Here is a 26,811-nt window from a genome sequence, read left to right as displayed (position 1 = left end):
GGAGGAACCGCCGGACTCCGTGCCCGGCATGATCGCCCCCTTCGGTACGTCCGAAACCCTGTCAGGGAAGCAGAAGTTCGTCGGCGCCCCCCGGCTCGAACTCGACGCGGACGTAGCCCTGTTCGTCACCACCTGTCGCGCGTTCACGAAGGGCAGTGAAGATCACCGCTGCGACGCCGGCCCGCGCGCGGCGAGTCAGTCGAGCAGATCCAGCCCGACCAGGATTGTTGACCAACTGCCTCGCTGGACACGGACTCGGCTGCTCACTCGCTCGGGCCTGTGGTCGGATCGTGGTGGCGCGCGAGCAGAGCCCGGCTCTCCGGCGATGCGAGAGCATGCACCAGGGATCGGTGGGACGCCAGCCTACGGGACAGCGCGTCGAGGACGGACGACGACAACGGCTGTACCCTCTCGCTGTCACCGAACACGAGGTGAATGAGCTGTGCGAGAAACAGAAGGACGTCGTCGTGTGCGTCGCCGGCGACTCGCCCTCCGTCCTGGCCGAAGGCCGTGAGAAGGGCGTGCACGGCCGACGCCAGCTGGGGGTGGCGCATGTCCATCAGCAGCCGCGTACCTTGGAGCGCCCGCTCGTAGAGATCGCCGAGTTCCCCGTCGCTCATGGTCGTGCGGTCGGCCAGCAGCAGTTCGAGCAGGTCGTGGGCGAGTGATGAGGCCGGAGCACCGTCGACCGGACTGAACACGGTCACGGCCTGGCCGAGCCACCGGAACACCGGGTCCAGGGCATGCCGCATCACCGAGTCATTGGTTCCCCCGGAGACGCCCGTCTTGTGCCACAGGTCATCCCAGTACGACCGTGACCAGCCGGGGCCTCCGCTGCCTCGCCGGTAGCGGAAGTGCCAGTTCATGTCGAGGGGCTGTGGTGGGGCGCCCGGCTCGGAGCGAAGCGATATCTCCAGGGACCGGCCGTCGCCGTCCCACGTGTGATGCACGTCGAAGGACAGAGCGAAGTCCGTCCACTGGCTCTCGTTCATCGCCGAGCGCCACAGCAGACAGTGCCGGTGCCAGGCGCCCGGCGGGTCCGCGGAGCCCGGGAACAGTGCGGCGGCGGAGCAGCGCTCGGCGAGCAGCACCGTCAGGAGCACGAGGTTGGAACCGTACAGGCCGTGGCGTGTCGTGGTGCGCAAGAGGGCGGGCCGGTAGGCCGGGTGCTGGTCACCGGTGCGCGTCGCGTGCTGGGTCAGGACCTGGACGAGGATCCGAGTGAGCCGGTGCCGTTCGGCCACGGACAGTCTGCCGGTCAGCGACCGCGCGAAGCGCAGCATCTGCCGGGACGCCAGGGAGGTGTAGGAGAGCAGTGCGTAGGCGAGGTCGTCGTCGATGCGGGTGTCCCCGAGAGAGAGCGCGGGGCGGGGCGCTAGCAGGTCGGTGAGCAGGTGCAGGGTGAGGCGTACGGCCAGGTACTCGCCGAAGGTCGCGTGCAGGAATTCGTAGGTGGCGAGTACCTGTCCGTCGCGCACCGACTGGGCCCGCTGGACGAAGAAGAAGCGGCCGAGAGCCGCCTCGGCGGCGGTGAGCGGGGTGCGGAACCCCGGTGGTCGCACCGGCTGCCCGCCCAGTACGGCGGTGAGGTCCTGTTCGAGTTCGTCGGCCGACACCCACTGGCGCCCGCGGTTCAGCTGGGCGAAGGCGACGAGCGACAGGCGCTGAAGTTCCTGCTCGACGAGTGCGGCCGTGTCCTCGTCGGAGACGGCGTGGAGTGTCGTCTTGCCGACCTCGCGCCGGGCGAAGGAGGACAGCAACTGCTCGTACAACTCGGTGACGTCGAAGTCGTCGACGGCGCGCCGCAGAGCACCCTCGGCAGCGTCGTACAGCGCGAGCATCGTCAGCAGCAGGGGCTGAGAGGCGAGTTCGGCGTGCCGTTCGACGTACTGCCAAGTCAGCGGGCCGCGGCCGTGCGCCGAGAGTCCGGCCGTGTTGGCCTCGTTCCACACCGCCAGCCAGGTCGTGATCTGCTCGGCACGGAAGGGCTCCAGGCGCAGCACGACCATGCCGGCGGGGTACCGGGCGCGGTCGGCCACGGAGGTCCGGCTCGTCACCACGGCCAGCACGGGCCGCCCCTGATCCGCCTCACGCCGCTGGAACTGGGACACGCGCTCCAGGAAGTTGGTCTGGTGGACGCCGGTCGTCTGCAGCAACTCGTCGAAGCCGTCCAGGAGCAGAACAGGAGTGCTGCCGCCTGCCGCGCGCACCAGTTCCGGCCAGCCGACGCGTTCGCCGGTGGAAGCACGGATCGCCTGTTCGATCTGGTCCTGCAGTTCGTCCTCCACCCGGACGTCCCTCAGCGGCACACGCACGGGGAGGTAGCCGACAGAGGGAAGCCGTGCGGCGAGCACCCGGGTGAGGGCGGATTTGCCGGCGCCGGGCTGGCCCAGGATCAGCAGGGGCGCCTCGGCGAGCTGTGGAGAGGTGAGCGCCCCGGCCAGGTAGAGGGTGAGGTCTCGGCGCAGGGGCAGTCGGCCCCACCACTCGTGGTCGGCCGGTGCGGCCTGCGCGGAGACGGCACTGACGCGGAAGTCCGGGTCGAGGTAGAGGTCTTGGAGGCTGGGAATCCTGATGCCGTCCGGCGCCGACGCGGCGTCCAGTACAGGGTGAGCGAGCGCCGCCCGGTGAGCGCGCGCCAGCGCGGAGGCCACGTCGACCGGCGGGCGCAGCGCCTCGGCCGTGCGGCTGAGGAGAGTCTCGATCCCGGACAGGGCACGGCCGACGTCTGTGTGGATCGCCTGCTGCGCCACATGTGTGACCCAGAATCCGAATTCGGGTGCCTCTTTGGCGAGTTCGACGTACAGGCTCTGGTACCGCTCATGAGCCGCGCGCGGCAGGTCGTCCATGAGAGCGGCATGGGCCCGAAGGCGCCGCGACGTGTCCAGGTGCTCCCAAAGAGCAAGGCCTTCCAGGAAGGCGTAGAACCTGCGGGCGTAGTCGGTGTAACTCGCGAGCAGCATCGCGGTGAGCGCCGAGGCCGGTAGGTGCGGCGCCGGGCAGGGCAGGTCCGTGGCGAGCAGCAGCGACACCAGGTCCCACGTCTGCCGGTTCGGGCCCGACTCGGTCCGTGCGAGGGCAAGTTGCTCGTCCCGGGTCAACCGCACCTCGGCAAGGGCGAACGGAAGCTCCAACTCCTCCATCGTCTCGAAGAAGGCCACCACGACGATGACCGTGTGGGCCGCGCGCAGCACATCGGTCCGCTCCGCACGCCCCTGGGTACGGTCCAGACGGGCGCCGACGCCGCGGATCGCGTCGCGTCCGAGGCCGAGGAGGCGTCCGTTGGCGTCGGCCATGCCGATCACCGTGCCGCTGACCCCGGCGGTCGCCAGATTCAACGCCCCACCGAGCGCCCGATCCAACGCCGCCAGCCGCGGCGGCTCGGCACCGAGAAGCACCAGAGCGTCGGCGAACGCCAGGAGTCTGCGTGCCACTGTGTCCCTCACTCCCGCATCCCGACAGGCCCGGCCGAGGCCGACGCTACCGGGCGCCGGTAGTCCCGTCAGATGATTCGAAGGATGCGGAGACTGCAAACGGGGTGATCGGCGTGCGCTGTGGTGACGCGCGCTGCCGTGAGCGACGACGCGCCGAACCGGTGCCTCCGGGCGCAGGTTGCGGCCGCAATACCGGGCCCGCCCGACCCTCCACCTGATCGGCATGCTGTGCACCCGCCGGTACCGGTGGCCGAGCGCCCCACCCGGAACGTGTCCCGGACGGAGCGCTCGGCACAGGCGGGGCACCCGGTCGCCAGCCTGGGACCACCGTGTCGCTCATGCTCGGCTTCCCCTCACCCGACGCGTGCCAGGCGCAGACCAGGATCACGTACGCGTGGCCCGCCGTGACCCCCGTGATCCTGGCGGAGCGGGCGGAGGCCGGGTAGCCGATGATCCGGGAGTGGTTGAGCCGGGCAGCGGTTTAGCCTCGCCGGAGATCGCTGTGTCCTTCATCCAGCCTCACTGCCCGTTGTCCGCCTTCGTGCGCCCTGGAAGCCTGCCCGCGCCCGTCAGCTGAGGTTCACGGGCCGTCAGAGGTCCTGGCTCATCGGCCCGGACAGGCCGAGGCGCTCTTGCGGACCGGTCCTACGCTGGAGGCATGGCCACCGATCCCTTGCTGAGACACGGCCCCGACTCGACGTATCTGGTCCTGCGCGCCGGTCCGACAGGGCGGGCGTGGAACGTACTGACCTCGGCGGGGCCGGCGCTGTTGACTCCGCTCGTCCTGGGTGTGCCGACTCTGCTCATCGCCTTCTGGATGGCGCTGGCCGGGGCGCGGGCGTCGACCGTGTTCGTGGTGGTGGGGGTGATCGCCGGCCTGGAATACCTGATCGGCTGGCCGGTCCTGGCCCTTTCCCGGGCCCGGGACATCCTGCGGGTGGAGTTCGCGCCGGCCGGGGCGCCCGCGTCCCTGCGGTTGGTCCGGGCCGCCGGACCGGATGACTGGCTGCCCGTAAAGACCCTGCGAGAGGTGCGGCTGACGCACAAGGTGGTGGAGCCGTACGAGGGCGACCACAAGCCGGCCGTCTCCACGCTCGCGCTGGAACTCGTTTTGCAGGGCGTCCGGGAACAGCTCACTCTCCCGTTCGGCGGCGACCCGCGGCGGCTCGCCGACGCGCTGAAGGCCCTGCTCGGCACGGCCGGGGTCGTGGTGGAGCTGCGCACCGAGCGCAGCACGCGCGATCGGCCGCAGCCCAACTCCACCTGGACCTCCGGCGGTTCGGCATCGGCCGGCTCGGGTGGCGGCTGACGACGGCTGCCTGTGGCGCTTCCCGTGCGGGAAGCGTCCGACGATGCAGCAGGCCGGCCGGGAAGCGGTGCGGGGCAGCCTGCCGCTGCTCGGGCGCGTCGAGCCGCCGGGCCGGCTCGGGCAGCAGCCGGATCCTCCGGTCACAACGCCTGGAACGGCAAGGTCCGTGTCTGCATCGCGCACGTCCTCGCCCGGACGGAGAGCCGGAAGATCCTCCGCGACTGCCGCCTGAAAGGCGACGGGGTCCATCACGCCGGGCTCCGCCACTGTCCGTCTGCTGGGCAGGTTCGATGATCCTGAGTCGGATGTATTGACGCGTCGTGTTTGGCGGACTTAATCTCTGCCCGATCTTACGAACAGTGTTCGATATGTCGCACAACGTGCTCGCTCGGAGAGTGGGTTGGCTACGAGAACTTCCCCCCAGTTGAACGCCGGGACGGAACGCCGTCGGGCGCAACAGCAGTCGGCATCAGGAGGTGGCACTTGGTGCCCGCCCGCTGACATCACCGCACCCCGAAGGTGATGGCGGCCGGGACCGGGCCGCAGAGAAGAGGAGCCCCGACACAGGAAGCCGGGACGCCGGAACGCCGGACGCCTGGGCCCCGAAGCGTCGGCCCCCGAAGCGCCTCTCGGGCGCCGACGCACCACAGACCGTCCGCCTCGCCCGCGCCACGACCGCCCCACCAAGGCGACAGCCGTGACGTCCCCGCAGAAGCCGTCCGGCCGGCTCGTGTGCCCGGGCCTCCACCGTCATCGCGGTCGGCCCGCGCCGCACACATACACGCGAGGTGAGACACCTTTTGCCCGGATCTGCACCCTGGCTCACCCGGATCTGCACCCCAGCTCGAGCGCAGAACCGTTCCGCCGCCCCGCCCACACCGAGACCAAGCTGTCTTCGCCACCCCGCTCTCCCGTTCCCCCGACTCTCCCGTTCCCCCGACTCTCCCGTTCCCCCGACTCTCCCGTTCCCCCCGACGTTGGCACCCCCACAACGACAGGAGATCCGCATGTCCGCCCACATGTCCGTGCTTCGCGCCCGGCTGACGGTGATATTGCTCGCCGTGTGCCTCCTCTTCGCCGGCCAGGCCCTGACCTCACCCCAGCGGGCCGACGCAGCCGATCCGGGTTACCTGATGGTGCACTTCACCGGTGAGGGGGCGACCAACCAGCAGATGTACCTCTCGCACAGCACGGACGGCCTCCACTGGAACGATCTCAACGGCGGCGGGATGGTCCTGCGCTCCACGGTCGGCACGAAGGGGGTGCGAGACCCCGCATTCGTGAGATCCCCTGACGGCAGCAAGTACTGGATCATCGCCACCGACCTGTGCATCGGCTGCGGGCAGGACTGGAACGCCGCCATCAACAACGGCAGCCGCAACCTGGTGGTGTGGGAGTCGACGGACCTGCTCACCTGGTCGCAGCCGTGGCTGCTCAACGTCGCCGGCGCCATCCCCGACGGGCGCAACGCCTGGGCGCCCGAGGCGATCTTCGACCGCGAGACCAACGACTACGTCCTGTACTGGGCGACGAACGTGCCCCTCGACGGCAAGACGAAGCACCGCATCTACTACGCCCACACCAGCGACTTCCGCACCGTCACCACCCCGCAGACCTACATCGAGCGACCCGGCACGCAGGAGATCATCGACACCCAGGTCATCGAGATGCCGGCCGGAGTGGGCAACTACCGCTACGTGCGGGCCTCCGGTGACGGCCAGATCACCCTCGAGGGCAGCAACTCGATCCTCGGAACCTGGACCCGGCTCGGCGACCTCTCCGGCGTCGGCCTGACCGGGTCGATGGTCGAGGGCCCGATGTGGATGAAGTTCAACGGCACCAACAAGTGGGCCCTCTACCTCGACCAGTACGCCTCCGGCGGCGGCTACATGCCGGTCCTGACGACCGACCCGTCCAATCCCGCCTCCTACCAGAGGCAGGCTGCGGGAAGCTACAGCATGGGCGGCACGAAGAAGCGCCACGGCTGGATCATGAACCTGACCGCCGCCGAGGAGAGCCGCGTCCTCGCCCGTTGGCCCAACACCCCCGCCCAGCGGCTCCAGTCGTACAACTTCCAGGACCGGTACGTGCGCCAGAGCGACTTCGACGTGCGCATCGACCCCAACGTGAGCCCCGCCGAGGACGCCCAGTTCCGGCTGCGCCCCGGCCTGGCCGGCACCGGCACCGTCTCCTTCGAGTCGGTGAACCACCCCGGCTACTTCCTGCGCCACTTCAACTTCGACTTCCAGCTCGCCCACAACGACGGCACCACCCAGTTCGCCGCCGACGCCACCTTCCGCAAGGTCGCCGGCCTCGCCGACGCCGGCTGGTCGTCGTTCCAGTCGTACAACTACCCCGACCGCTACATCCGCCACTTCGCCTACGAGCTGCGTCTCGACCCGATCACCACCGCGACGGGACGCAGCGACGCCACCTTCCGTGTGACGAGCTGATCCGACGCCGACCCTTCCCCCTCTCGGTGGCGACGACGACGTTAAGGCGGGCAGGGGAGGCGATCGCGAACTTTCGTCACAGGTCCCATAACGGGCCTCTGCTCACCGCCTCCGCACGTCCTCCACCCGTCGCTGTCCGGGTCCGAGGAGGTCCGGATCCGACGAGGTCCGACTCCGATGAGCAACCAGCCTCCGGGCCCGGTGCCGAAGACGGCCGAAGCCGCACCGGGCCCGGGAGGCGTCGACGCGACCCGCATTGTCCGCAGAGCCTGACACCCGGGTTCGTCGGCACCTCACCTCATATCCCGCCTCGTGAAGGAGTTCTTCATGATCAAGCAACCATGGGTACGCAGCGTCAGACGGGCGGTCCTCGCCGCCGGCGCCACCGCCGCGCTCGCCGCCGGCCTGCTCACCGCCACGGCCGCCCCCTCGCAGGCCGCCACCCAGGGGCCATGCGACATCTACGCCGCGGGCGGTACCCCCTGCGTCGCCGCGCACAGCACCACGCGCGCCCTGTACGGGGCGTACACCGGCCCGTTGTACCAGGTCAGGCGCGCCTCCGACAACACGACCAAGAACATCGTCCCGCTGGCCGCCGGAGGCGTCGCCGACGCCGCCGCGCAGGACTCCTTCTGCGCGAACACCACCTGCGTCATCACCGTCATCTACGACCAGTCCCCGAAAGGCAACAACCTCACCCAGGCGCCCGCGGGCGGAGCCGCCGGCGGGCCCGACAATCTCGCCAACGCCGTCGAGGCGCCGGTCACCGTGGGCGGGCACAAGGCGTACGGCGTCTACATCGCCCCCGGGACCGGCTACCGGAACAACAACACCAACGGCATCGCCACCGGCGACCAGCCCGAGGGCATGTACGCGATCTTCAACGGCAAGCACTTCAACGGTGGCTGCTGCTTCGACTACGGCAACGCCGAGACCAACAGCCTGGACACCGGCAACGGTCACATGGAGGCCCTCTACTTCGGCAACAGCAAGGGCTGGGGCTGGGGCAGCGGCAACGGCCCCTGGGTCATGGCCGATCTGGAGAACGGCCTGTTCTCCGGGGTCAACCGCGGCTTCAACGCGGGTGACCCGAGCGTCGACAACCGGTTCCTGACGGCCATGCTCAAGGGCGGCGCGAACCAGTGGGCCCTGCGTGGCGGCAATGCCCAGTCGGGCGGCCTGTCCACGTACTACAACGGAATACGTCCCACCGCCGGCGGCTACAACCCGATGAGCAAGGAAGGCGCGATCATCCTCGGCATCGGAGGTGACAACAGCAAGTGGGCCCAGGGCACCTTCTACGAAGGCGTCATGACCTCGGGCTACCCCTCTGACGCCACCGAGAACGCCGTACAGGCCAACATCACCGCCGCAGGCTACGACGGCGGCTCGACCAGCACCGGGTCACTGACCCCCGGCTCCAGGATCTCTTTGAAGGCCACCACCTCGCCCTGCTGCACCTCGCACTACCTCCGCCACAACGACGCCGACACCAAGGTGGTCATCTCCAACATCACCTCCGCCAGCTCGGCCACCGACAAGGCCGACGCCACCTGGATCGTCCGCGCCGGCCTCTCCAACACCTCCTGCCTGTCCTTCGAGTCCGTCGACAAGCCCGGCCAGTTCCTGCGCCACTTCAACTACCAGCTCAATCTGAACTTCGACGACGGCGGCAGCGCGTTCGCGAAGGACGCCACCTTCTGCCCCACCGCGGGCAACAGCGGCGTCGGCACCTCCTTCCAGTCCGCGAACTTCCCGACCAAGTACCTGCGCCACTACAACTACACGGTCTACGTCGCCGGCAACGGCGGCACCAACGCCTGGGACTCCACGACGTCGTGGGCCCAGGACACCAGCTGGCTCACCGCGTCTCCCTGGAGCTGACGAGGGACCGGACCCGTGGGCGCCTCCGGACGGGGCCGCCCGCGGGTCCGGGCGCGGCCCGCGGCCGGGGGAGCGTTGCCGCGGGTTGCGCCGCAGGACGCAACGACGCCGGACCAAGCGATCCGGTGGGGCCGCTGCTCACCGAGTCTGACGGCGCAGTTCGTCGTTCTTGCGAGGAACCCGCGGAGAGGGCCGGTCAGGCAGTACTACGGTCGTGGTAGTGGCGGACGATCTCGTCGAACGCGGCTCGGCCGGCGTCGTCGAGACGGTAGGTGTCACGTCGGGGGAGGGGCGGGCGGGTACAGCCCGGTCCGTGGACCTGTCCGTCGGAGTGCTTCCAGAACTGGCAGCACGGAGTGAGCGTCGGGACCTGCTCACCGGCCCCCAACTGCGCCGCGCGCCGTGCCATGGCCCGCGCGCGGTGGTGTGCGCGCCGGCAGACGCCGTCGGCGGCGAGCAAGCTGGGCGCGGCCCAGACGACGAGGATCCCGAGCAGCCACGCGTGGTGGGCGAGGAGCCAGGCCGCGACCGCCACTTGGGCGAGGGCCAGGGTGCGGCAGGCGCGGGCGAGGGCGAGGTGTCGCGTCACGGGTGGGCTCCCGGTGGGGTGGGCTGTTCCTCTGCGGATGCCCCGTTCCGCCCGCGTCAGCCCCGCCGGTCCCCTCTTCCACGTCCTTGAAGATCTGTCCGGTTTCAGGGCCCTCGACGAGCGGCGAGCGGTCGTCGAGGACCGAAACGCCGAATTGCGGCTGGACGACGCCGGTTCGCTCGCGTCGTATCAAGACCTTCTGTCGGGTAGCAGGAAGGCTCGTCGCTCGTCTGTGCTGACCTCACGAGAGACCCGCTTGCGGGCCCGGCGAAGCAGGCCGTCAACGTCATGGTCGGCCGGCGTCCAGCTGCGTAGGGTCCGGTCGCATCCTCCGGATGCGCACCGGAGGCCAACCGCTTCGACCGCGACTACGGCACCACCCGCGACGCCGCTCCGGCAACCGCGCTCTCCGCCGCTGGCCAGAGCTTTCGGGCGGACCGCCTCGGGGTGCCGACCGCACGCGCACACACGGTCAGCGACGGCGCGTCAGCCGACCGGCCCAACGGCCGGGCCCGCGTCGCGACCAGCGAGAACGTGGCCGAAGCGGCCGACGGTCCTTCGCTGCCGCCGAGCCGGCCTCACCCCGGCTTCGCCCCCAGTGATCGCCCGGAAGCAGGATCGGCGCCTTGCGCTCCGTTCGAGCTCGGATCTCCACGTGAGATTCATGAGCCGTGACACGGAACGCCTCCTCGTACGACGCCAGCGCCGCGCTCACGGCGCTGCCGGCGAGGCCCCGGCGACGAATGCGCGCTGCCAGCCACACGAAGAACCCCAGAACCGCAGCGAGGACCGCAATCATGATCAGGAACGGTAAGAACGCACCCATAGGCAGGAGCCTACGTCGCCGACCTTGTGCCCCGGCCCGCAGCGCGACGAGATGCGGTCGCACGTGGCGCCCAGCGCTGGGGTTTATGCGGGGTCGCTATTCACTTCCGGGTGATGATCAGACGATGTTGGGGTGGTGTGGGGTCTGATGGGGTGGGGAGCTTGGGGCAGTCGGGGCTCGGCCAGATGCAGCGTGTCCAGAGGCTGGCGCCTCGTCAGCGTTGCGCATTCACCGAATGCATCGTCGTTGCAGGCGGCAGCCGCAGAGATTCGGGGAACTGTTCACACAAGCTCGTTCTCTTTTCGGCGTGCGGCGTGCGGCGGGTGAGGTGTGTGTGCGACTGGTCAGGCCGCCGCCCGCACAACGCTCCCGATGCCACTGCTTCGGAGGGTCCGTTCGTGGAGATGGGTGCCCGCACCGCTCGGGGACTCCTTGTCCGCTTCTGCTTCCGGCGCCGCCCGTCGCCTCGCTGCCACCGTCCTCGCTGCCGCCGTCCCGGCGCCCGGTGCCCTCGTCTCCGTGGCGGCGCTGCCCGCGACCGCGGCTGACCACCGTCCGGCCCGCGAGAGGGGGGATCTCCGCCGGTCAGAATGCCCGTAGTCGGCTCGTGTCAGCCGGACTGCAACACGACCGACTGACCGTCCTGGCGTTGAAGCGAGGGGGGCCTGGTCGACGCCGTTCAAGTCGCGCAGCGGATCAGCTTCGACGACGCGCGCGAAGCCCGGATGGGCGGCGGATCCGTCGTCGGCTGCGTCCGCGACAAGTTCGACGTCGCCGCGACGTCGGCGCCGCGACCGTCTTCCGACGTTCCTTTGAACCGAACCGGGAGCCGGGAGCCGGGAGGCTGGTTTCACGGCTGGATGCGGCGCTCGGCGGCATCGAAGGCGGGTGCGAGCGGGGACAGCGCCGCACGGAGCTGGTCGGGCAATGAGCCGGAGGGCACGACGAGTTCTCCCGCGACGGAACTCGCCCCGGCTCCTGCGTTCCCGGCTGGTCGGAGCCAGTCGTCCAGTGCGATGCGAACCGCGGCGGCCACGCTCGCCGCGAGGACGCGGGCTGCGTGTGCTTCGGCGACACCCAGACGTTCGGTTAGCGCCGCCGTGAGAGGAGGCTCGATGCCGACGGTGGTGTCGAGGAACGCATCACGCAGCGCGGTCTGGGTGGTGATCAGCAGGAACGCCTTGTGCTCGCGCTCGTCGGCATTCGTGTACTGCTCGACCACCGCTTCGGTGACGGCGTCGGCCAGGCGAACCGCGGCGGGCTGGGCCGCGACCGCCGCCGCGACCCGCGCCTCCCTGTCTGCGGTGACAGCGGAGACGATCGCCTGCTCACGGCTGGCGAAGTAGTTGTTGTACGTGCGCGGCGAGACTCCGGCGGCCTCGGCGATGTCCTCGACCCGCACTTGGTCGGCGCCGCGCTCCATGGCCAGGCGCAAGGCGGCCTCGCGCAGTGCCTCACGAGTGGCCTGCTTCTTTCGCTCCCGCAGCCCTGGTGCTGGTGTCGTCACGGCATCAGCGTTCCACACAGAACTGCGTGCCAGCAAGATTGCGTGCACGCAAACTTGCGTGCACGCATGTTTCATGCCAGCCTCGCCCCACTGAGACCGATGGAGCACTTCGACCCCACGATGGTCAGGCGTGAACTCGCCATCATCCGCGACGACCTGCACTGCAACGCGGTCCAGATCATCGGCGGCGATCCGGACCGGCTGGAGCTGGCCGCCGGTGCCGCCGCCGAGCTCGGCCTCGAGGTCTGGTTCTCGCCCTACCCGCTGGAGCTGGATCCGGAGCAGATCCTCACGCTCTTCCGCGACTGTGCCGAGCGAGCGGAACGGCTCCGGCGGCAGGGAGCCACGGTCGTGTTCGTCGCAGGGGTCGAGCTGAGCGTGATGAACATAGGGTTCCTGCCCGGAAAGAGCCCCGGAGAGCGGGTCGAGCGTCTGATGAGTCAACCCGGCCGCCGGGCCGAGATGATGCGCGAGCTCGGCGTGCGCATCAACGCATTCCTCCGCGACGCCGCGGCCACGGTCCGTGAGCGCTTCCAGGGCAGGCTCACCTACGCATCCATCCAGTTCGAGCAGGTCGACTGGACCCGCTTCGACATCGTGACGTACGAGCTCATCCGCTCCGCCGAAGTCGCCGACCAGTTCCGGGGCGCGGTGCGCACCCTGGCTCAAGGTCCCAAGCCGCTCGCGATCACCGGGTTCGGAACCGCGGCTTACAGCGGCGCGGGAGACCGCGGTGGACGGGTGCTCGATGTGGTCGAGTACGACCCGCACACCAAAGCCCCTGTACGGCTGAACGGCATTTACGAGCGAGACGAGTCCGGCCAGGCCGCATATCTGAGCGAACTGTTGGAGATCTTCGAGACCGAGGGCGTGGACAGCGCATTTGTCTTCCTGTTCGCCCTGCCCGGCTACCCGCACCGCCCGCACGGCGACCCCAGAGACGACTTGGACCGGGCCGGCATGGGCATCGTCAAACTGCTCGAAGGGCGCCGGGGCCAGACCTACCCCGACATGGAATGGGAACCCAAGGCCGCCTTCGCGGCGGTGGCCCGACGCTATCGGAGGTGACAGATGCCAAGCAGAGGATTTCAGGGCGGGACGGTTCGCCCGGCACTACCGATCCCGCGTGCACGACCTTCAGGGGTGATACAGCGCTTGGGCGCGGGCGGAATCGATGGGTCGGTCCTGGGGCAGGGGCAGGAAGTAGTCCAGCTGCCACGCCTGCGCAGCGTCGGCTTGGCGGTTGGTGGTCGTCACCCAAGTCGGATAGACGCGGAAGGCTCGCTTACCACCGGCGCCGTCTGCTGATACGACACCGTTCGTGCAGAGCGCGTCCATGGGAAAGACGAATTGGCCGAAGTGATGACGGTCGCGAGTGCTGACGACGAAGAGGTCGACGGGGTCGGTGGAGTCGAAAGGCCGGATGGGCCCGCCCGGGGAGCGCTTCCATACGGTGACGAACTGACCGACCTTGGTCGGGGTCGTTTTGGCTGCGCGGAATCGGACGGCGAGTCCGTCAAGGGTGAAGGCATGGGCGGCGTATGCGGCGCTCTCCGTTTCCGAGGCCGGCTGCGAGCAGGTGAACCCGCAGGGGTCGTAGATGAGCGCTTTCGCCGCGAGGAGATCCCTGTGGGCCGGGACGGTGTCCGACCACGGTGTGAATCCGGTGGGTTGAGGATCGGGTGAGCGCCCGCGGTTCGTCGCCATTCGTTCACCCTGTCACGAAGGCGGGAACGGTCGCCGAGCGAACCAGCGGCGCTGCTCTCCTCGAAGCACTCGGGTCATGACCGCGCATCCGGGAACGCAGACAGGGCATCCAGGATCGTCGTGTGACGCCCCCCGGACGTACTGCCGACCGAGCCGCCGGCGTCGCCCCGCCGCGGGTCAGCCGACGGTGTCAGTGCCCGGTCGCATACTGACGCCCATGCAGATATCGGCGTACACACTCAAACGGGCCTGGGACCGGGTGGCCGCGGGCTCCGACGTGCTCGACGAAGCGATGCTCCCGCCCATCGGCACCTCACCGGACCAGTACGAGCGGTACATGGGCGAGCCGCACGGTCGTCTCTTCCTGGTCCTGGACGAAGACGGGACGGTGCGCGGCCACATCGGTCCCTACCGGGAGGTCTTCGCCACTCAGGACCTGGACCAAGCGCTGTATTTCGCTGCCGAGGACGCGGTCCGCGCGATCGCCGAGCACATCGTGGCCCGGTCACCGGGGCGCGGGGCGGTGGCCAATGTCGTCTCCGGGCAGGCCGAGCTGCTGGACCGGATCAACCCCGACTGGGGCAGCAGATTCCGCAGCGGCGGCGTGGACGGTACAGAGCCCTCGACGGCGTGCGTACGCGACCCGCTGGAACGCCTCGCCTGGATCGCCGGCAGCTGGCGCGAGCAGGACCCCTACACCCACCTCGCCTTCTTCCGCGGCGAGAACATCAGCGCCGAACAGATCGCCCTGCTCCACGGAGCCGACCCCGCGCAGATCGCCGCCGGGACCCGTCTGGCGGATCTGGGCAGCATGGACGGCGGGACTTTCGACTACTGGGACATCGTCTGGGAGACCTGCTGTTTCGGGCAGGCCGGCGGCTGGGCGTTCCTGATGTACCACGAGCTGCCTGGCATCGGGCCCGGTCAGGATGCTCTCGGTCAGCTCGGCGTCACCGAGACGGTGCACCTGAGCGCCACCTCCGCGAAGGCCATCTACACCTTCGACTACCTGCGCGACGGCTGCCGTATCGACGACGGCTGGGGCGTTCTGGAGCTGATCTGGTACGACCGCGGCCGCGCACCCTACTTCCGAGGCGGTCAGCTCGACTTCCTCAACCAGGCCATACGCCGCGCCGAACTGGATCACCCCCGACTCACCAGCGAGTTCGAGCTGTACTTCCACGCCCTGGAGGACGCGTTCGGCCTCCAGTTGCCCCGGCAGGACATTCAGGAGGGAACGGTCCGTGCCGCGCAGTGGGTACGCCGCGACAGTTGACGGCTGCGTCCCACAGCATGCGGGGGCGGCACTCCAGCATCTGCCGTCCGGCCTCGGTGTGGGTGAAGCAGTTCGCACGGACGGGCTGCTGCCGACCTTCCAGCAGATGTTCGTGGTCGTCGCGCGGACCGTGAACGTGTCGGTGAAACGGCCGGACGGTTCAGAACGCCGACGGTCCTCACATGGCCGGCGTGTCCCCGGTCGCGCCAGTCCGTACCTGCGCGCGGTACTCCTTGGGCGACGTCCCGTACGCGCCGCGGAGGCGCGCGTGAAGCCGGGCGGGCACTGGTTCCCGTACGGCGGGCCGCACGGCGCACGGGCACTGGCTCCCGCACGGCGGGCCGCACCTCGAAGTGGACGGAATCGTTTGGCGCAGCGCCCGCCGCGCGCAGGGCACCAGGCACGGGAAAGCGGGTACAAGGAGCAGCGACCCCGACGACTCACGGCAAAGGCGGCGCCTCATGCAGTTCGACGACAACGCCCGTCTGGACACCTCCGAGGTGCAGGACGTGCGCGGCAGTCGGATCCCTGGTGGCGGTGCGACCATCGGCGGCGGAATCGTCGGCCTCGTCGTACTGGTCGTGGGACTCGTGCTGGGTATCGGCCCCGACCAGTTGGGCCTCACCTCCGGCGACCAGCCGCCCCCGGCCTCGTCCTCGCTCGCCCGGACCGAGCAGGCGTGCCGCACCGGACGGGACGCCAACACCAAGGACGACTGCCGCATCGTGGCCGTGGTCAACAGCGTCCAGGACTACTGGACACAGGCGTTGGGGCGCAGCGGCCAGGTGGCCTACACGAAGGCGCGGACGGTGCTGTTCAGCCGCCAGGTGAACACTGCGTGCGGCAACGCCACGTCCGAGGTGGGGCCCTTCTACTGCCCCGGCGACAAGACGGTCTACCTCGACCTCGGCTTCTTCGACGATCTGCGGTCGAAGTTCGGAGCGAGCGGCGGGCCCTTCGCGCAAGCCTATGTGGTGGCGCACGAATACGGGCACCATGTCCAGGACCTCCAGGGGACACTGGGCAAGTCCCACAACGGGCTGACCGGTGCCGACAGCGCCTCGGTCAAGACGGAACTGCAGGCCGACTGTTATGCGGGCGTCTGGGCGCACCACGCGACGACGGTCAAGGACGAGTCCACCGGCAGGCCGCTGATCACCAGCCTCACCGCCGCGGACATCCGCGACGGTCTGGACGCGGCCGCGGCTGTCGGCGACGACCGTATCCAGGAGGAGTTCCAGGGGCGGGTGACCCCCGACACCTGGACCCACGGCTCGTCCGAGCAGCGGCAGCAGTGGTTCGGCCTGGGTTACCGCACCGGGGACATGGCCCGGTGCGACACCTTCCGCTGAGCGTGGCTGTGTCGGTCTGCTGTGCTGGATCTGGCGTTCCCCGCTCAGGCGCAGGCGCGCTCCGCCGCCGCGGCGACCACCTCCTGGCGTCGCCGGTGGAGCTGCTCGTACTCCAGCACCCGGCGGGCCGTTTCAGGGGGTGCGTCCCGCAGGCTCGCGGTGACCCCGGCCGCGTCCAGGGCGTCGTATCCGGTCCACGGCTCAGGCGACCGCAACCGCTCGATGGCGTTCAGGACCTCCTTGCGCCGGGCGTGCGCACGCTCGTAGCCCTCGACCACGGTCAGCTCGAGCTGGGAGAGCACCGTCAGCCGTGCCTCGACCTGTGCCGCGGTGAGGCTGCCGAATCCGGGAATCGGCAGGTCTTCCTGCCGCCTGACCGCGCCCAGGACCTCCTCGGCCATGGGCCCTGGCTCGGGCCGCTGACGGCCCGCGTCCTCGCCGGTGTCCCGGGCCTCCCGGATGCCGCGCTCGGCGACGTTCCGCGCGACGTCGCGAGCGTGCTCGGTGAGAAGGCCGTCCAGTTCCCGCAACAGTTCCTCGTCCTGGATGCGGAGCGAGCCGAGCAGGTCAGCGGTGCGACGGTCGTCCAGCTGGTCGGCGAGCACCTCTCCGGCCCGGCTTGCCGCCAAGGCCCGCGCGACGGCCGCGTACTCGTCCTCGGTGTTCCTCAGCAGGTGTCGCGGATCGACCGGGCCCCCACCGGGGAGCAGTCCCCGGACGACCACCGATCCGATGGTCAGCGGCAGCATCGCCGTGCGCAGGGCGCCGCGCGAGACCAACAGCGTCGCACCGACGGCGGACTCCAGCAGGCCACGCGGGTGCAGGGAGCGTTCCAGGCGGTGGAGGCGCTCGAGGCCGATGTGGATCTGGGCGGCCTGGCGTTCCAGCGTCTGGCGATGTCGACCCGGGGGAGTGACGAGCGCGTCCGTCCCGAGCCGGTCGAGGAGCGCCGCGTGTGCCTGGCGGACGTGCTCCAGCACCGGTACGAGTTCCTCCGTCATCGCTGCCATGAGGTGCTCCCTCGCAGAAGGGCGGGGGTCGTCGTCCCGCCGCACGGAAGGGCCGGCCTCACGGACTCGTGGTGCCGCGCCGCCGGCACCATCCTGCGGGAGGATCGACCGGATCGCTTGCGGCGACGCGCGACCGGAAACGCCGGAGGCCCGGTCGTCCCGCCCCTGGATCGCCGCTCGGCGGCCGCCTGCGGGACCATCCGGGCCCGGGATCGGCCGCGGACGGACGCCTGTCATGCGGACCGGGCCCCGACGCCGCCGCGTGGGACCCGGGAGTGCCGCGCAACCCGTATCCCTCGTGCGGCGGGCACTCGAACGGGAACGTGTCCCGAACCCTTGTCACCTGTTCACCGGAAAGGGGCATCTCGGATGCACCATCGTCACCGGAGGCCGGAGGCCGGAGGGAGCGGGCGTGTGCGGGGACGACTCAGGGTGACCGATGAGGGCCGGAATCCGGCGCTGTACCAGGGTGTACCTGCCGTAGTACCGGCCCCGGCCGGTCCGACGGCGACCCGTGGGCGGCCCTGGCCCGCGATGCGCCTCGGGAGGCAGATCGGGGCCACGACGGACAGAGGCCGTGACCGGGCAGGCGAGCTACGGGAGGGGAGGGGAGCGGAGCGGTGCACGCACCGAGTCACGGATGGAAGCGCCACCGGCCTTCGGAGACGACGTCCACCTTGCCGCCGCCGACGCGGACGGCGGTGTCGTCGTCGATGAAGTAGATCGGGAAATCCGACTGGGCAACGATGCGATCGGCCCAGGCGTCGTCCCGCTCGGGGAAGTCCGGCGAGTACAGATGGGGCTTGAGATACCAGTCGAAGAGACCGAACGGCGGCTCCACGGTCGTCGCGCCCAGCGCATGAAGGTCCGCACTGTCCCCGATGACGTCGGCGGAGTGCGTGGTGAGATGACGGCTGAAGATCATCGATCCGGCGCTGACCCCCACGTAGACCCGCTCCCGCAGCGCTTCCAGGAAGCCGTCGGCCAGACCGTTGCCGGTGATGCTGCGCGCGAGGTGGTAGTGGTTGCCGCCCTCGACGTGGACGACGTCGGCGTGCAACAGCCGGTCGACGACCATCTGCCGGGGGAGACCGTTCAGTTCCAGGACGTCGAACTCCCGCCAGCCGAGGCCGTGCAGCCGGTTCATGTTCGCGACGAACCAGCCGTGGTCTCCGGGCTCGGCGACCGACGCCGTGGGGACGTACACGACGTTCGCCGATCCGAACGGCTTTCCCAGCATGTCCCGCAGTGCTTCCCGCTGTGTCTCGTTGCGCAGACCGCTCGCCGTCAGCAAAAGGTTCATCGGGCGAGCCAAGCACGGCCGGTGGGCGCGCGCAATGAACCGTCTCGGGCTGCCCCGGCCCTGCGGCACACGACGGCTCGCCTGGTCGACGGGGCTCGGTGCGCGGGGAGACGGCCCGGCAGGATAGCTTGCTCGGATGAGTCTCCTTGATGATGTGGGCGAGCGCGACGGCTGGCGGTGCTGGGTGTGCGACGAGCCGGTCGACCCCGAGAAGTCCGTGAACGATCCGCGAGGGCCCAGCGTGGACAGCCGGACCGCCGACCGTAAGGCGAAGGTGGCCGAGCGGCTCGCCCACCGCGGCTGCAACACCCGCAAGGGTGCGGTCAAGGCGGTCATCGCCTGGCCGGACCACCTGTACGTGGTCGAACCCGCGTCGCTGATCACCGTCGCCGCGAGGCTGGAGCGCAAGGGAGGCCGCGAGACGGTGGGCCGTTGCCCGACCGGACAGGACGCTCAGGACGCGGCGGACTGGCTGGTGGACCGGTTCTCCCGACTGGTCCCGGGGCTGCCGGTGACCGCCGAGGTACAGGCGGGCGGGGGCCAGTTCCTCGTCGTCCTGTCCACCGGCCGTCGCTGAGCGGGATTCCGGTGGCGGCGGCCCGCCCAGGGATGGTGGGGACGGAACGACGTTCGACGTACGACGGAACGCGAGGTCAGGAGCCTTCCATGGCGCATCGGGTCCACCAGGCCCGTGAGGACGCGGAGTTCGCTTTCATCCTGCGGATGAGCGACGTGCCGGTCCTCGCGTACTTCACGGGGACATGGCCCAAGGCGATCGAGCCCTGCCGGGAGATGGACCGCGTCGTAGAGGCCGTCGCCCACGACTACAGGAGCCGTCTGACGGCCGTCCGCACGGACATCACACGCTGCCCGGCTGCGACGGAGCGGTACGGGATCACCGGCGCCCCGTCCTACGTCCTGCTGAAGGAGGGCGAGGCGGTGGCGCGCGGCGCGGGTCCGATGACCGACGCCGCGGTCCGGGAGACCCTCGACGGCCACCTCTGAACGGTCCCCGTCGGAGCCGCCGGGGGCCGCGGCTTCTACGGCACCCCCAGCTCGAAGAGCGCATACCCGGCGTACGAGCCCGACGCGACCGCCGTGACGGCGAGCAGCGCACTCAGCGTGGGCAGACCGAGTCCGCGCAGCTTGACGGCCGGCGGGATGAACAGGGGGAAGGCGGGGAGCAGATAGCGGGAGACGTTGCCGAAGATCTGCTGACTGCCCAGGACCAGGACAAAGGTCAGGATCGTGTACACGGTCAGGACGGCCGGCGGCCGCAGCCGGATCAGAAGGGGTATCAGGAGCAGACCGAGAAGCACGGTCATCGCGCCGATCATGTCCTCGACGGGGCAGGCGAAGAGGTAGTCGGTCCGGCCGACGGCGAGAGAGGCGAAGACGTCGAGCGTCTGCTCACCGAAGTCGAAGGTGTGGGCCCACGCGCCTTTCTGCAAGGTGAAGTAACCTCTGAGATCGCCCATTCGGTTGCCGACCCACAGCAGGTAGCCGATGAGCCCGAGTGGCGCGACGAGGATCGCGGTCCAAGGTCGGGCGACATCCTCCCTGCGGCGACGGAGCGTCAGCAGCCCGGCGACGGTGAGCGCGGCGATGAGGGCGACGGCGGTGGGGCGGCCCAGGCCGGCGGCGAAGGTGAGGACGCCGGCGGTGAGCCAGCGGTCGCTCATCACGCAGTGACAGGCCCAGACGGCGAGGGCGACATAGAGGGACTCCGAGTAGCCCGCCCATTCCGTGCCGGAACCCGGCCACACGGCCCACAGCCCGGCCGCGGCCAGCCCGGCCCGCCCGCCGCCGAACCGGGCGGTGACGGCGTGGATGCCGAGGGCGGCGACGAACGACGCGAGGACCGAGACGAGCATCCCGGAGCCGTACAGACCGAGCCCCGTGCAGTCGGAGACCAGCCGCATCGCGGCCGGGTACAGAGGGAAGAAGGCCGCCGAGTTTCCCTTGAGGGTGATCAGGTCCGTGCCGTTGGGATCCGGGATCAGCGCGGGGGTGTAGCCGTGCGCGGCGACCTGCTGGTACCACCAGCCGTCCCAGCTGGCCAGGACGTCCCAGGGGTGTGCGCCTCCGCCGAAGCGCGGGTGTTTGTGCCGGAAGTCCCCGGCGGAGTCCAGCAGGTACATGAAGACGGAGAAACCGATGAGCTTCAGCCCGCCGTACAGCGCCAGTACCGGGATGTAGCGACTGACCGCACGGTACAGGTGTGAGCGGCGGTCCGCGTCGGGAACGCGGTGGCGGACTTCGCGTGCTTCGGCGTCCGCATCGGCGTCGGCGGCGTCTGCGTGTGCGCCCGCTTCTGCGCCTGAGCCGGGAGGGGTGCCCAGCGTCGTCGGGTGGTTCATGCGGCGAGGTCCCCCGTCCCACGGTGGCGAGCGGTGGGGAACACCCAGGCCCGCAGGAGCAGGAAGCGCAGGAGGGTCGCGGCGAGGCCGGCGGTGACGAGGACGCCGACCTCCGTGCCGTGCGAGGCCCGAGGCGTCGCATGCTGTAGTGCCGCAAGCGATCCGCTGGTCAGGACGAGGCCGATCACGAAGACCAGGAGGCCTTTGGCCTGGTGGCGCAGGGCGCCGTCGCGGCCGCGCAGCCCGAAGGTGAGCCGCCTGTTCGCGGCGGTGTTGGCCAGAGCACAGGCGAGCAGCGCCAGTGCATTGGAGCCCTGGGACCCGCAGACCGGGCGCAGCGCGCTGTACAGCAGCACGTAGCCCATCGTGCTCACGGCGCCCACGGCGGCGAAGCGCAGCAACTGGCCGGCCAGCCCCCCGCGCACCTGGTCGGCGGCGCCGCGGCGAAGCCCCACTGTCGGCAGGGTGCCACGGGCCAGATCGCGGCCGAGCCTCGCGATGCCCCGCAGGTCTGCCAGGGCCGTGGCCACCAGGTCCACCCGGCTGTCAGGATCGTCCACCCAGTCGACCGGTACCTCGTGGATCCGCAGCCCGGCCCGCTCGGCTATCACCAGCAGTTCGGTGTCGAAGAACCATTGCGAGTCCTTCACCAGGGGCAGCAACCGTTCGGCCACATCCCGCCGCACCGCTTTGAAGCCGCACTGCGCGTCGGAGAATCCAACGGCGAGAGTGGAGCGCAACAGGGCGTTGTAACAGCGGGAGATGATCTCGCGCTTGGGGCCGCGCACCACGCGCGAGCCGCGGGCCAGGCGCGTGCCGATGGCGATGTCGGAGTGCCCGGAGATCAGCGGCGCGACCAGTGGCAGCAGCGCCGTCAGATCGGTGGACAGGTCGACGTCCAGGTAGGCGAGCACCGGCGCTCGTGAACCGGACCAGGCGGCGTGCAACGCCCGGCCGCGCCCCTTCTCGTCCAGCCGTATCCACTGCACCTCGGGCAGCTCCGCGGCCAGCCGAGTCGCGATCGAAGGGGTCGCGTCGGCACTGGCGTTGTCCGCGACGGTGATCCGGAACGCGTACGGAAAGGTCGCACACAGGTGAGCATGAAGCCGCCGGACGCTCGGCTCCAGATCCCTCTCCTCGTTGAACACCGGCACGACCACGTCCAGGACGGGCTCGCGATGGTGCACCGGCAACGGTGTCCGCAGGGGGAGAGGGTTCGCCAGTTCTGTCACTGTTCATCCGCTTTCGTGTGCTGTCGCAAGACAGGCTGAGGTCACGCACGGCAGTGGGACGTAAGAGACGGGTGCCACTGCCGGACGGTGGGAAGTCGGCGCTGCCGCGCCTATCCGGAGTCCGCGGAGCTGCCGTGGGACGAAGCGCCCATCGTCGGAGGAGTCGTCGTCGGGGCCGCCGGCGTGGTGGCCGAGGCGTTCGCCGTGCCTGTGCTGGAGGGTGACGGGGCGCCGGACTCGGTGCCGGTCGCGTTCGACGGTGTGAACGAACTGCTCGTCGTGGCCCCGGCCGTGGACGTGGCGGCGGTCCCTCCGGCGGGTCCGGTGGGCCCGGCGGTGGGGAGCGTGCTCGGCGACGCGTCCGGTGTCGGCGCCGGAGTCGCGTGCGGGGACGTCGGGCCGACCGCAGGCCGGGGGAGGGGGGCCTGCGGTCTGGTCTCGGAGGAGTCGCGGGGCAGCAGGAAGAAGCCGAGGCCGAGTCCGGCCACGGCCAGCACCGAACCGACGGCCCTCTGCACCGCGCGTGCGCGGCGTCGGGCCCGCACCCGGGTCCGCAGGCTCGTGCGCTGCTCGGGTTCGAAGGGGCTGTGCTCATGGGAGTCGCGCATCATCCGCGCCAGCTCCCGCTCGAAATGGTCCATGGCCCTCCCCTTCATCCGACCGGTTCGATGACATCGCCGAGGATCCGGCGCAGCCGGGCCACGCCGCGAGACGCGTGGGACCGGGCGGTGCCCACCGGGCATCCCAGTGCTTCCGCGACCTGCCTCTCGGGCAAGTCCTGGTAGTAGCGCAGTACCACCGCGGCCCGTTGCCGCGGCGGCAACTGGGCCAACGCGGCCTCCAGCCGCGTGCGTTCGGCCACGGCGGCGGACACGTCGCCCACCTCCGTCACATCGGGCAGTTCCTCGACCGGGCGCTCGCCCCACCACCGCCGACGCGCCGACCGAGCCGCCGCCCGGGCCAGCACCTTGCGCACATACGCCTCCGGAGCCTCCTCCGCGATGCGCGGCCAGACGAACCAGAGCTTGACCAGGGCTTCCTGCAGCAGGTCCTCGGCCCGGTGCCGATCACCTCCCACGAGCAGACGGGCCAGGTGGAACAACGCCGACCAGCGGGCTGCCACGAACCCGTCGAACGCATCGGCTCGACTCTGCTCCATCCCCACCGTCCTCGTTCCGGCCATCCCCCTACACCTGGAAAAAGACGCTGGCCCCCACGCGACGCTGCACCCGTGCCGCATGATCCAGGTCACATCACGTCCGGGGGGCGTGTGACCGTCAGGAGGCCGAGGCCCAAGGAGACGACAGCCGCATGAGCGACGGTGAGCCCGGCGGGCGGGCGGGCCGGGCAGGCCGCGCCGCCCTACGGCCCCGCCCCCGATCCGACCCGCCCCGCACCCCCTCCCAGGGACGGAGTCCTTGGTCCGAAGCAAGTGCCCGATCACGCACCGGATGCGGGTGTTATCGTCCCTCGCATGGCTGAACTGATCGCTCGCACAGGCCGGTTGCACGCCTCATGGCTCGCGGCTCGTGCGGAGTGGCAGCACGGTGCTCACCAGGACGGGGCAGGCCTGCGCCTGGCCGGTGACGACGACCTCGACAGCCCGGACGGGTTCGCCTCATGGGTCCAGCGCCTGCGACAGCAAGCCGACCGGTCGCTGCCCGTCGGCGAAGGACGCGTGCACGCCACGCACTGGTGGATCGTCGACGGTGAGACCTACCTCGGGGCCATCGACCTTCGGCACTACCTGAACGCCCTCCTCCTGGAAGGCGGCGGGCACATCGGATACAGCGTCCGGCCCTCTGCCAGAAGGCGCGGACTGGCCTCTTGGGCGCTGGGGACCGTCCTGCTCAAAGCGCCCTCGCTCGGCCTGGACCGGGTCCTCCTCACCTGTGACGACGGCAATGTCGGCTCGGCGCGCACCATCGAACGCAACGGCGGCGTCCTCGAGGACGTGCGCAGCACTGCGACCGGGGTCAAGCGCCGCTACTGGATCACACTCTGAGAGGCCGTTCTCCGTTCCGGGCTCGTGGCCCGAGAGGCGCTGCGCGGGCGTCGTCTGGCGTCTTCTGCGCCGTGGCAGCCTTGCGTAGCGCTACGAGTGGTCCTCATTCCGTAGTACTGCGCCGACGGAGGCGGGCGGGTGGTGTCGAGGCCGAGGCCGTGGTGCATCTGATCAGCGATCCAGGCACCCGTGCGCGGGCCCCGCCGGGGCACGACGTCGTCGCCGGCCCCGGCCGTGGTCTCGGTCAGGCTGGTGCCGGCCGGGACCGGTCGCCCGTGGGTTCCAGGCGGACGACGATGCCCTTGGAGGTGGGCTGGTTGCTCATGTCGGCGACGCTGTCGAGCGGCACGAGGACATTCGTCTCCGGGTAATAGGCGGCGGCCGACCCCTTGGCCGCCGGGTAGGACACGACCTCGAAGTTCTCGGCCCGGCGCTCGGTGCCGTCCTCCCAGACGCTCACCAGGTCCACCCGGTCGCCCTGGGCGAGGCCGAGCGCGGACAGGTCGGCCGGGTTGACCAGGACGACGTGACGGCTGCCGTGGATGCCCCGGTAGCGGTCGTTGTTGGTGTACGGGACGGTGTTCCACTGGTCGTGCGAGCGCACGGTCTGCAGGAGCAGGTGCCCCGTAGGGGCCAGCGGGATCACCGGCTCGTTGCAGGTGAAGCGTGCCTTGCCGGTCTCGGTCCGGAACACGCCCTCGTTGACCGGGTTGGGCAGCTGGAAGCCTCCCGGCCGGGTCACCCGGGCGTTGAAGTCGTGGAACCCGGGCACGATCCGGGAGATGCTGTCGCGGATGGTGTCGTAGTCACCCTCGAACTTCGCCCAGGGGATGTCCCCCGTGCCGTCGACGCTGAGCCGGGCGAGCCGGCACAGGATGGCGACCTCGCTGAGCAGCATGCGCGAGGCCGGTTCGATCCGTCCCCGGGAGGTGTGCACCTCGCTCATGGAGTTCTCGACGGTGACGAACTGCTCGCCGTCGGCCTGGATGTCACGCTCGGTGCGCCCCAGCGTCGGCAGGATGAGGGCGGTGTCGCCGCAGACGGTGTGCGAGCGGTTGAGCTTGGTGGAGATGTGGGCGGTCAGCCGGCACGTACGCATCGCCTTCTCGGTGACCGCGCTGTCGGGCGCTGCGCGCACGAAGTTCCCGGCCAGGGCGAGGAAGACCTTGACGCGGCCCTCCAGCATCGCCTTGATCGAGTTCACCGAGTCCAGGCCGTGCGGGCGTGGCGGGTCGAAGCCGAACTCCTCTCGCAGGGCGTCCAGGAAGCTGTCCGGCATCTGCTCCCAGATGCCCATGGTGCGGTCGCCCTGGACGTTGCTGTGGCCGCGCACCGGGCAGACGCCCGTGCCGGCACGTCCCAGGTTGCCGCGCAGCATCAGGAAGTTGACGATCTCCCGGATGGTGGGCACGCCGTGCTTGTGCTGGGTGATGCCCATCGCCCAGCACACGACGACGCGTTCGCTGGCCAGGACCTCATCGCGGACCTTCTCGATCTCCTCGCGGGTCAGTCCCGTTGCCGCGCGGACGTCGTCCCAGTCGACGGTGCGGGCGTGCCGGGCGAACTCCTCGAAGCCCGAGGTGTGGGCGTCGATGAAGTCGTGGTCCAGGACGGCGCCGGGGCGGGCGTCCTCCGCCTCCAGCAGCAGCCGGTTCAGTGCCTGGAACAGGGCGAGGTCCCCGCCGGGCTTGATGTGCAGGAAGCGGTCGGCGATCTGGGTGCCCCGCCCCACGATTCCGCGCGGCTTCTGGGGGTTCTTGAAGCGGCGCAGCCCCGCCTCCGGCAGCGGGTTGACCGCCACGATGCGGCCGCCGTTGCGCTTGGCCTCCTCCAGGGCGGAGAGCTGGCGTGGGTGGTTGCTGCCGGGATTCTGCCCCACCAGGAAGATCAGCTCCGCGTGGTGGAGGTCGTCCAGGCTCACGGTGCCCTTGCCTACGCCGAGGGTCTCGTTCAGGGCGAAGCCGCTGGACTCGTGGCACATGTTGCTGCAGTCGGGCAGGTTGTTGGTGCCCAGGGCGCGGGCGAAGAGCTGGAAGACGAAGGCGGCTTCGTTGCTGGCCCGGCCGGAGGTGTAGAAGACCGCCTCGTCGGGCGAGTCCAGCCCTTTGAGTTCCTGCGCGAGAACGCCCAGGGCGTCGTTCCAGCCGATGGGCTCGTAGTGGTCCGATCCGGGCCGTTTGATCATCGGCTCGGTGAGCCGGCCCTGCTGGTTGAGCCACATGTCGGAACGGGCGGCCAGGTCGGACACGCTGTGCTCGCGGAAGAAGTCGGCGGTGATCCGGCGCGTGGTGGCCTCGTCGTTGATGTGCTTGGCGCCGTTCTCGCAGTACTCGTTGCGGTGGCGTTGGCCCGGGGCGGGGTCCGCCCAAGCGCAGCCGGGGCAGTCGATCCCGCCCACCTGGTTCATGGTGAGCAGGTCGACCCCGGTCTTGCGCGGGGAGGTCTGCTCCAGGGAGTACTCCAGGGCGTGCACGACAGCGGGGACCCCGGCCGCCCACTTCTTCGGCGGTGTCACGGAGAGGGAGGTCTCCGGCTCCTCAGCGGGCGGGTTCTGCATCGCTTGG

20 protein-coding genes are annotated in these 26,811 nt (G+C 70.2%); 9 read left to right on the top strand and 11 right to left on the bottom strand.

Features of this window, described 5'->3' with window-relative positions:
- Positions 1 to 263: 263 nt before the first annotated feature.
- Positions 264 to 3,434: an NACHT domain-containing protein gene (locus ACGFSH_RS32465; RefSeq protein WP_393354816.1), complete on the bottom strand. Its 3,171-nt coding sequence runs from the start codon at positions 3,432 to 3,434 to the stop codon at positions 264 to 266.
- Positions 3,435 to 4,092: 658 nt separating this feature from the next.
- Here ACGFSH_RS32465 and ACGFSH_RS32460 point away from each other — a divergent pair.
- The 3 genes from ACGFSH_RS32460 (at position 4,093) to ACGFSH_RS32450 (ending at position 9,080) form a co-directional block, all read left to right on the top strand.
- A complete protein-coding gene (locus tag ACGFSH_RS32460) occupies positions 4,093 to 4,743 on the top strand; it encodes a hypothetical protein (protein WP_393354814.1) in 651 nt (216 codons plus the stop codon).
- A gap of 1,019 nt (positions 4,744 to 5,762) precedes the next feature.
- Complete coding sequence (locus ACGFSH_RS32455) at positions 5,763 to 7,196, top strand: glycoside hydrolase family 43 protein (RefSeq protein ID WP_393354906.1); 1,434 nt, start codon at positions 5,763 to 5,765, stop codon at positions 7,194 to 7,196.
- Positions 7,197 to 7,523: 327 nt separating this feature from the next.
- Positions 7,524 to 9,080: an alpha-L-arabinofuranosidase B gene (locus tag ACGFSH_RS32450; RefSeq protein WP_393354812.1), complete on the top strand. Its 1,557-nt coding sequence runs from the start codon at positions 7,524 to 7,526 to the stop codon at positions 9,078 to 9,080.
- A 196-nt stretch (positions 9,081 to 9,276) separates the two neighbouring features.
- On the opposite strand, the gene ACGFSH_RS32445 is transcribed toward ACGFSH_RS32450, so the two are convergent.
- The gene (locus ACGFSH_RS32445) at positions 9,277 to 9,669 is read right to left on the bottom strand and encodes a hypothetical protein (protein ID WP_393354810.1); all 393 of its coding nucleotides are present in this window, start codon (positions 9,667 to 9,669) and stop codon (positions 9,277 to 9,279) included.
- A gap of 1,676 nt (positions 9,670 to 11,345) precedes the next feature.
- On the bottom strand, positions 11,346 to 12,002 hold the full coding sequence (locus ACGFSH_RS32440) for a TetR/AcrR family transcriptional regulator (protein ID WP_393354808.1): 657 nt from the start codon (positions 12,000 to 12,002) through the stop codon (positions 11,346 to 11,348).
- 99 nt (positions 12,003 to 12,101) lie between these two features.
- Here ACGFSH_RS32440 and ACGFSH_RS32435 point away from each other — a divergent pair, with 99 nt between their 5' ends.
- Complete coding sequence (locus ACGFSH_RS32435) at positions 12,102 to 13,070, top strand: hypothetical protein (RefSeq protein ID WP_393354806.1); 969 nt, start codon at positions 12,102 to 12,104, stop codon at positions 13,068 to 13,070.
- A gap of 69 nt (positions 13,071 to 13,139) precedes the next feature.
- Here the strand turns inward: ACGFSH_RS32435 and ACGFSH_RS32430 are convergent, their stop codons facing one another.
- Complete coding sequence (locus ACGFSH_RS32430; RefSeq protein WP_393354804.1) at positions 13,140 to 13,709, bottom strand: MepB family protein; 570 nt, start codon at positions 13,707 to 13,709, stop codon at positions 13,140 to 13,142.
- Between the two features lie 217 nt (positions 13,710 to 13,926).
- On the opposite strand from ACGFSH_RS32430, the gene ACGFSH_RS32425 reads away from it, so the two are divergent.
- Together ACGFSH_RS32425 and ACGFSH_RS32420 are read left to right on the top strand one after the other, a co-directional pair.
- Positions 13,927 to 14,985, top strand: coding sequence for a hypothetical protein (locus ACGFSH_RS32425; RefSeq protein WP_393354802.1), 1,059 nt, complete (start codon positions 13,927 to 13,929; stop codon positions 14,983 to 14,985).
- Between the two features lie 461 nt (positions 14,986 to 15,446).
- Complete coding sequence (locus tag ACGFSH_RS32420) at positions 15,447 to 16,337, top strand: neutral zinc metallopeptidase (protein WP_393354800.1); 891 nt, start codon at positions 15,447 to 15,449, stop codon at positions 16,335 to 16,337.
- 44 nt (positions 16,338 to 16,381) lie between these two features.
- Here the strand turns inward: ACGFSH_RS32420 and ACGFSH_RS32415 are convergent, their stop codons facing one another.
- Entirely contained in the window at positions 16,382 to 17,347 is a 966-nt protein-coding gene (locus ACGFSH_RS32415) for a hypothetical protein (protein ID WP_393354798.1), read from the bottom strand.
- A 634-nt stretch (positions 17,348 to 17,981) separates the two neighbouring features.
- A complete protein-coding gene (locus tag ACGFSH_RS32410) occupies positions 17,982 to 18,650 on the bottom strand; it encodes a Type 1 glutamine amidotransferase-like domain-containing protein (protein WP_393354796.1) in 669 nt (222 codons plus the stop codon).
- Between the two features lie 136 nt (positions 18,651 to 18,786).
- Here ACGFSH_RS32410 and ACGFSH_RS32405 point away from each other — a divergent pair, with 136 nt between their 5' ends.
- Positions 18,787 to 19,227 (top strand): hypothetical protein, encoded by a 441-nt coding sequence (locus ACGFSH_RS32405; protein WP_393354794.1) that lies wholly within the window; start codon positions 18,787 to 18,789, stop codon positions 19,225 to 19,227.
- Between the two features lie 89 nt (positions 19,228 to 19,316).
- Complete coding sequence (locus tag ACGFSH_RS32400) at positions 19,317 to 19,655, top strand: thioredoxin family protein (RefSeq protein ID WP_393354792.1); 339 nt, start codon at positions 19,317 to 19,319, stop codon at positions 19,653 to 19,655.
- Positions 19,656 to 19,690: 35 nt separating this feature from the next.
- Here the strand turns inward: ACGFSH_RS32400 and ACGFSH_RS32395 are convergent, their stop codons facing one another.
- The 4 genes from ACGFSH_RS32395 to ACGFSH_RS32380 all read right to left on the bottom strand — a co-directional run bounded on the left by ACGFSH_RS32395 (position 19,691) and on the right by ACGFSH_RS32380 (position 23,401).
- Entirely contained in the window at positions 19,691 to 21,010 is a 1,320-nt protein-coding gene (locus tag ACGFSH_RS32395; protein WP_393354790.1) for a hypothetical protein, read from the bottom strand.
- The gene (locus tag ACGFSH_RS32390; protein ID WP_393354788.1) at positions 21,007 to 22,242 is read right to left on the bottom strand and encodes a glycosyltransferase; all 1,236 of its coding nucleotides are present in this window, start codon (positions 22,240 to 22,242) and stop codon (positions 21,007 to 21,009) included. The genes ACGFSH_RS32395 and ACGFSH_RS32390 overlap by 4 nt, the downstream gene beginning before the upstream one ends.
- Before the next feature lie 110 nt (positions 22,243 to 22,352).
- Positions 22,353 to 22,883 carry a hypothetical protein gene (locus ACGFSH_RS32385; RefSeq protein WP_393354786.1) on the bottom strand — a complete coding sequence of 177 codons (531 nt, stop codon included), beginning with the start codon at positions 22,881 to 22,883 and terminating at the stop codon, positions 22,353 to 22,355.
- A gap of 11 nt (positions 22,884 to 22,894) precedes the next feature.
- Positions 22,895 to 23,401, bottom strand: a complete 507-nt coding sequence (locus ACGFSH_RS32380; protein WP_393354784.1) for a SigE family RNA polymerase sigma factor — start codon at positions 23,399 to 23,401, stop codon at positions 22,895 to 22,897.
- Positions 23,402 to 23,716: 315 nt separating this feature from the next.
- On the opposite strand from ACGFSH_RS32380, the gene ACGFSH_RS32375 reads away from it, so the two are divergent.
- On the top strand, positions 23,717 to 24,247 hold the full coding sequence (locus ACGFSH_RS32375) for a GNAT family N-acetyltransferase (protein ID WP_393354782.1): 531 nt from the start codon (positions 23,717 to 23,719) through the stop codon (positions 24,245 to 24,247).
- Between the two features lie 244 nt (positions 24,248 to 24,491).
- Here ACGFSH_RS32375 and ACGFSH_RS32370 read toward each other — a convergent pair whose 3' ends face one another.
- Positions 24,492 to 26,804: an FdhF/YdeP family oxidoreductase gene (locus tag ACGFSH_RS32370; protein ID WP_393354780.1), complete on the bottom strand. Its 2,313-nt coding sequence runs from the start codon at positions 26,802 to 26,804 to the stop codon at positions 24,492 to 24,494.
- Positions 26,805 to 26,811: the final 7 nt, after the last annotated feature.

Source organism: Streptomyces sp. NPDC048481 (genome assembly GCF_043200075.1).
Taxonomy (GTDB): domain Bacteria; phylum Actinomycetota; class Actinomycetes; order Streptomycetales; family Streptomycetaceae; genus Streptomyces.
The sequence above is the reverse complement of the archived record's forward strand: the minus strand, read 5'-3'. Positions and strand labels throughout refer to the sequence as shown.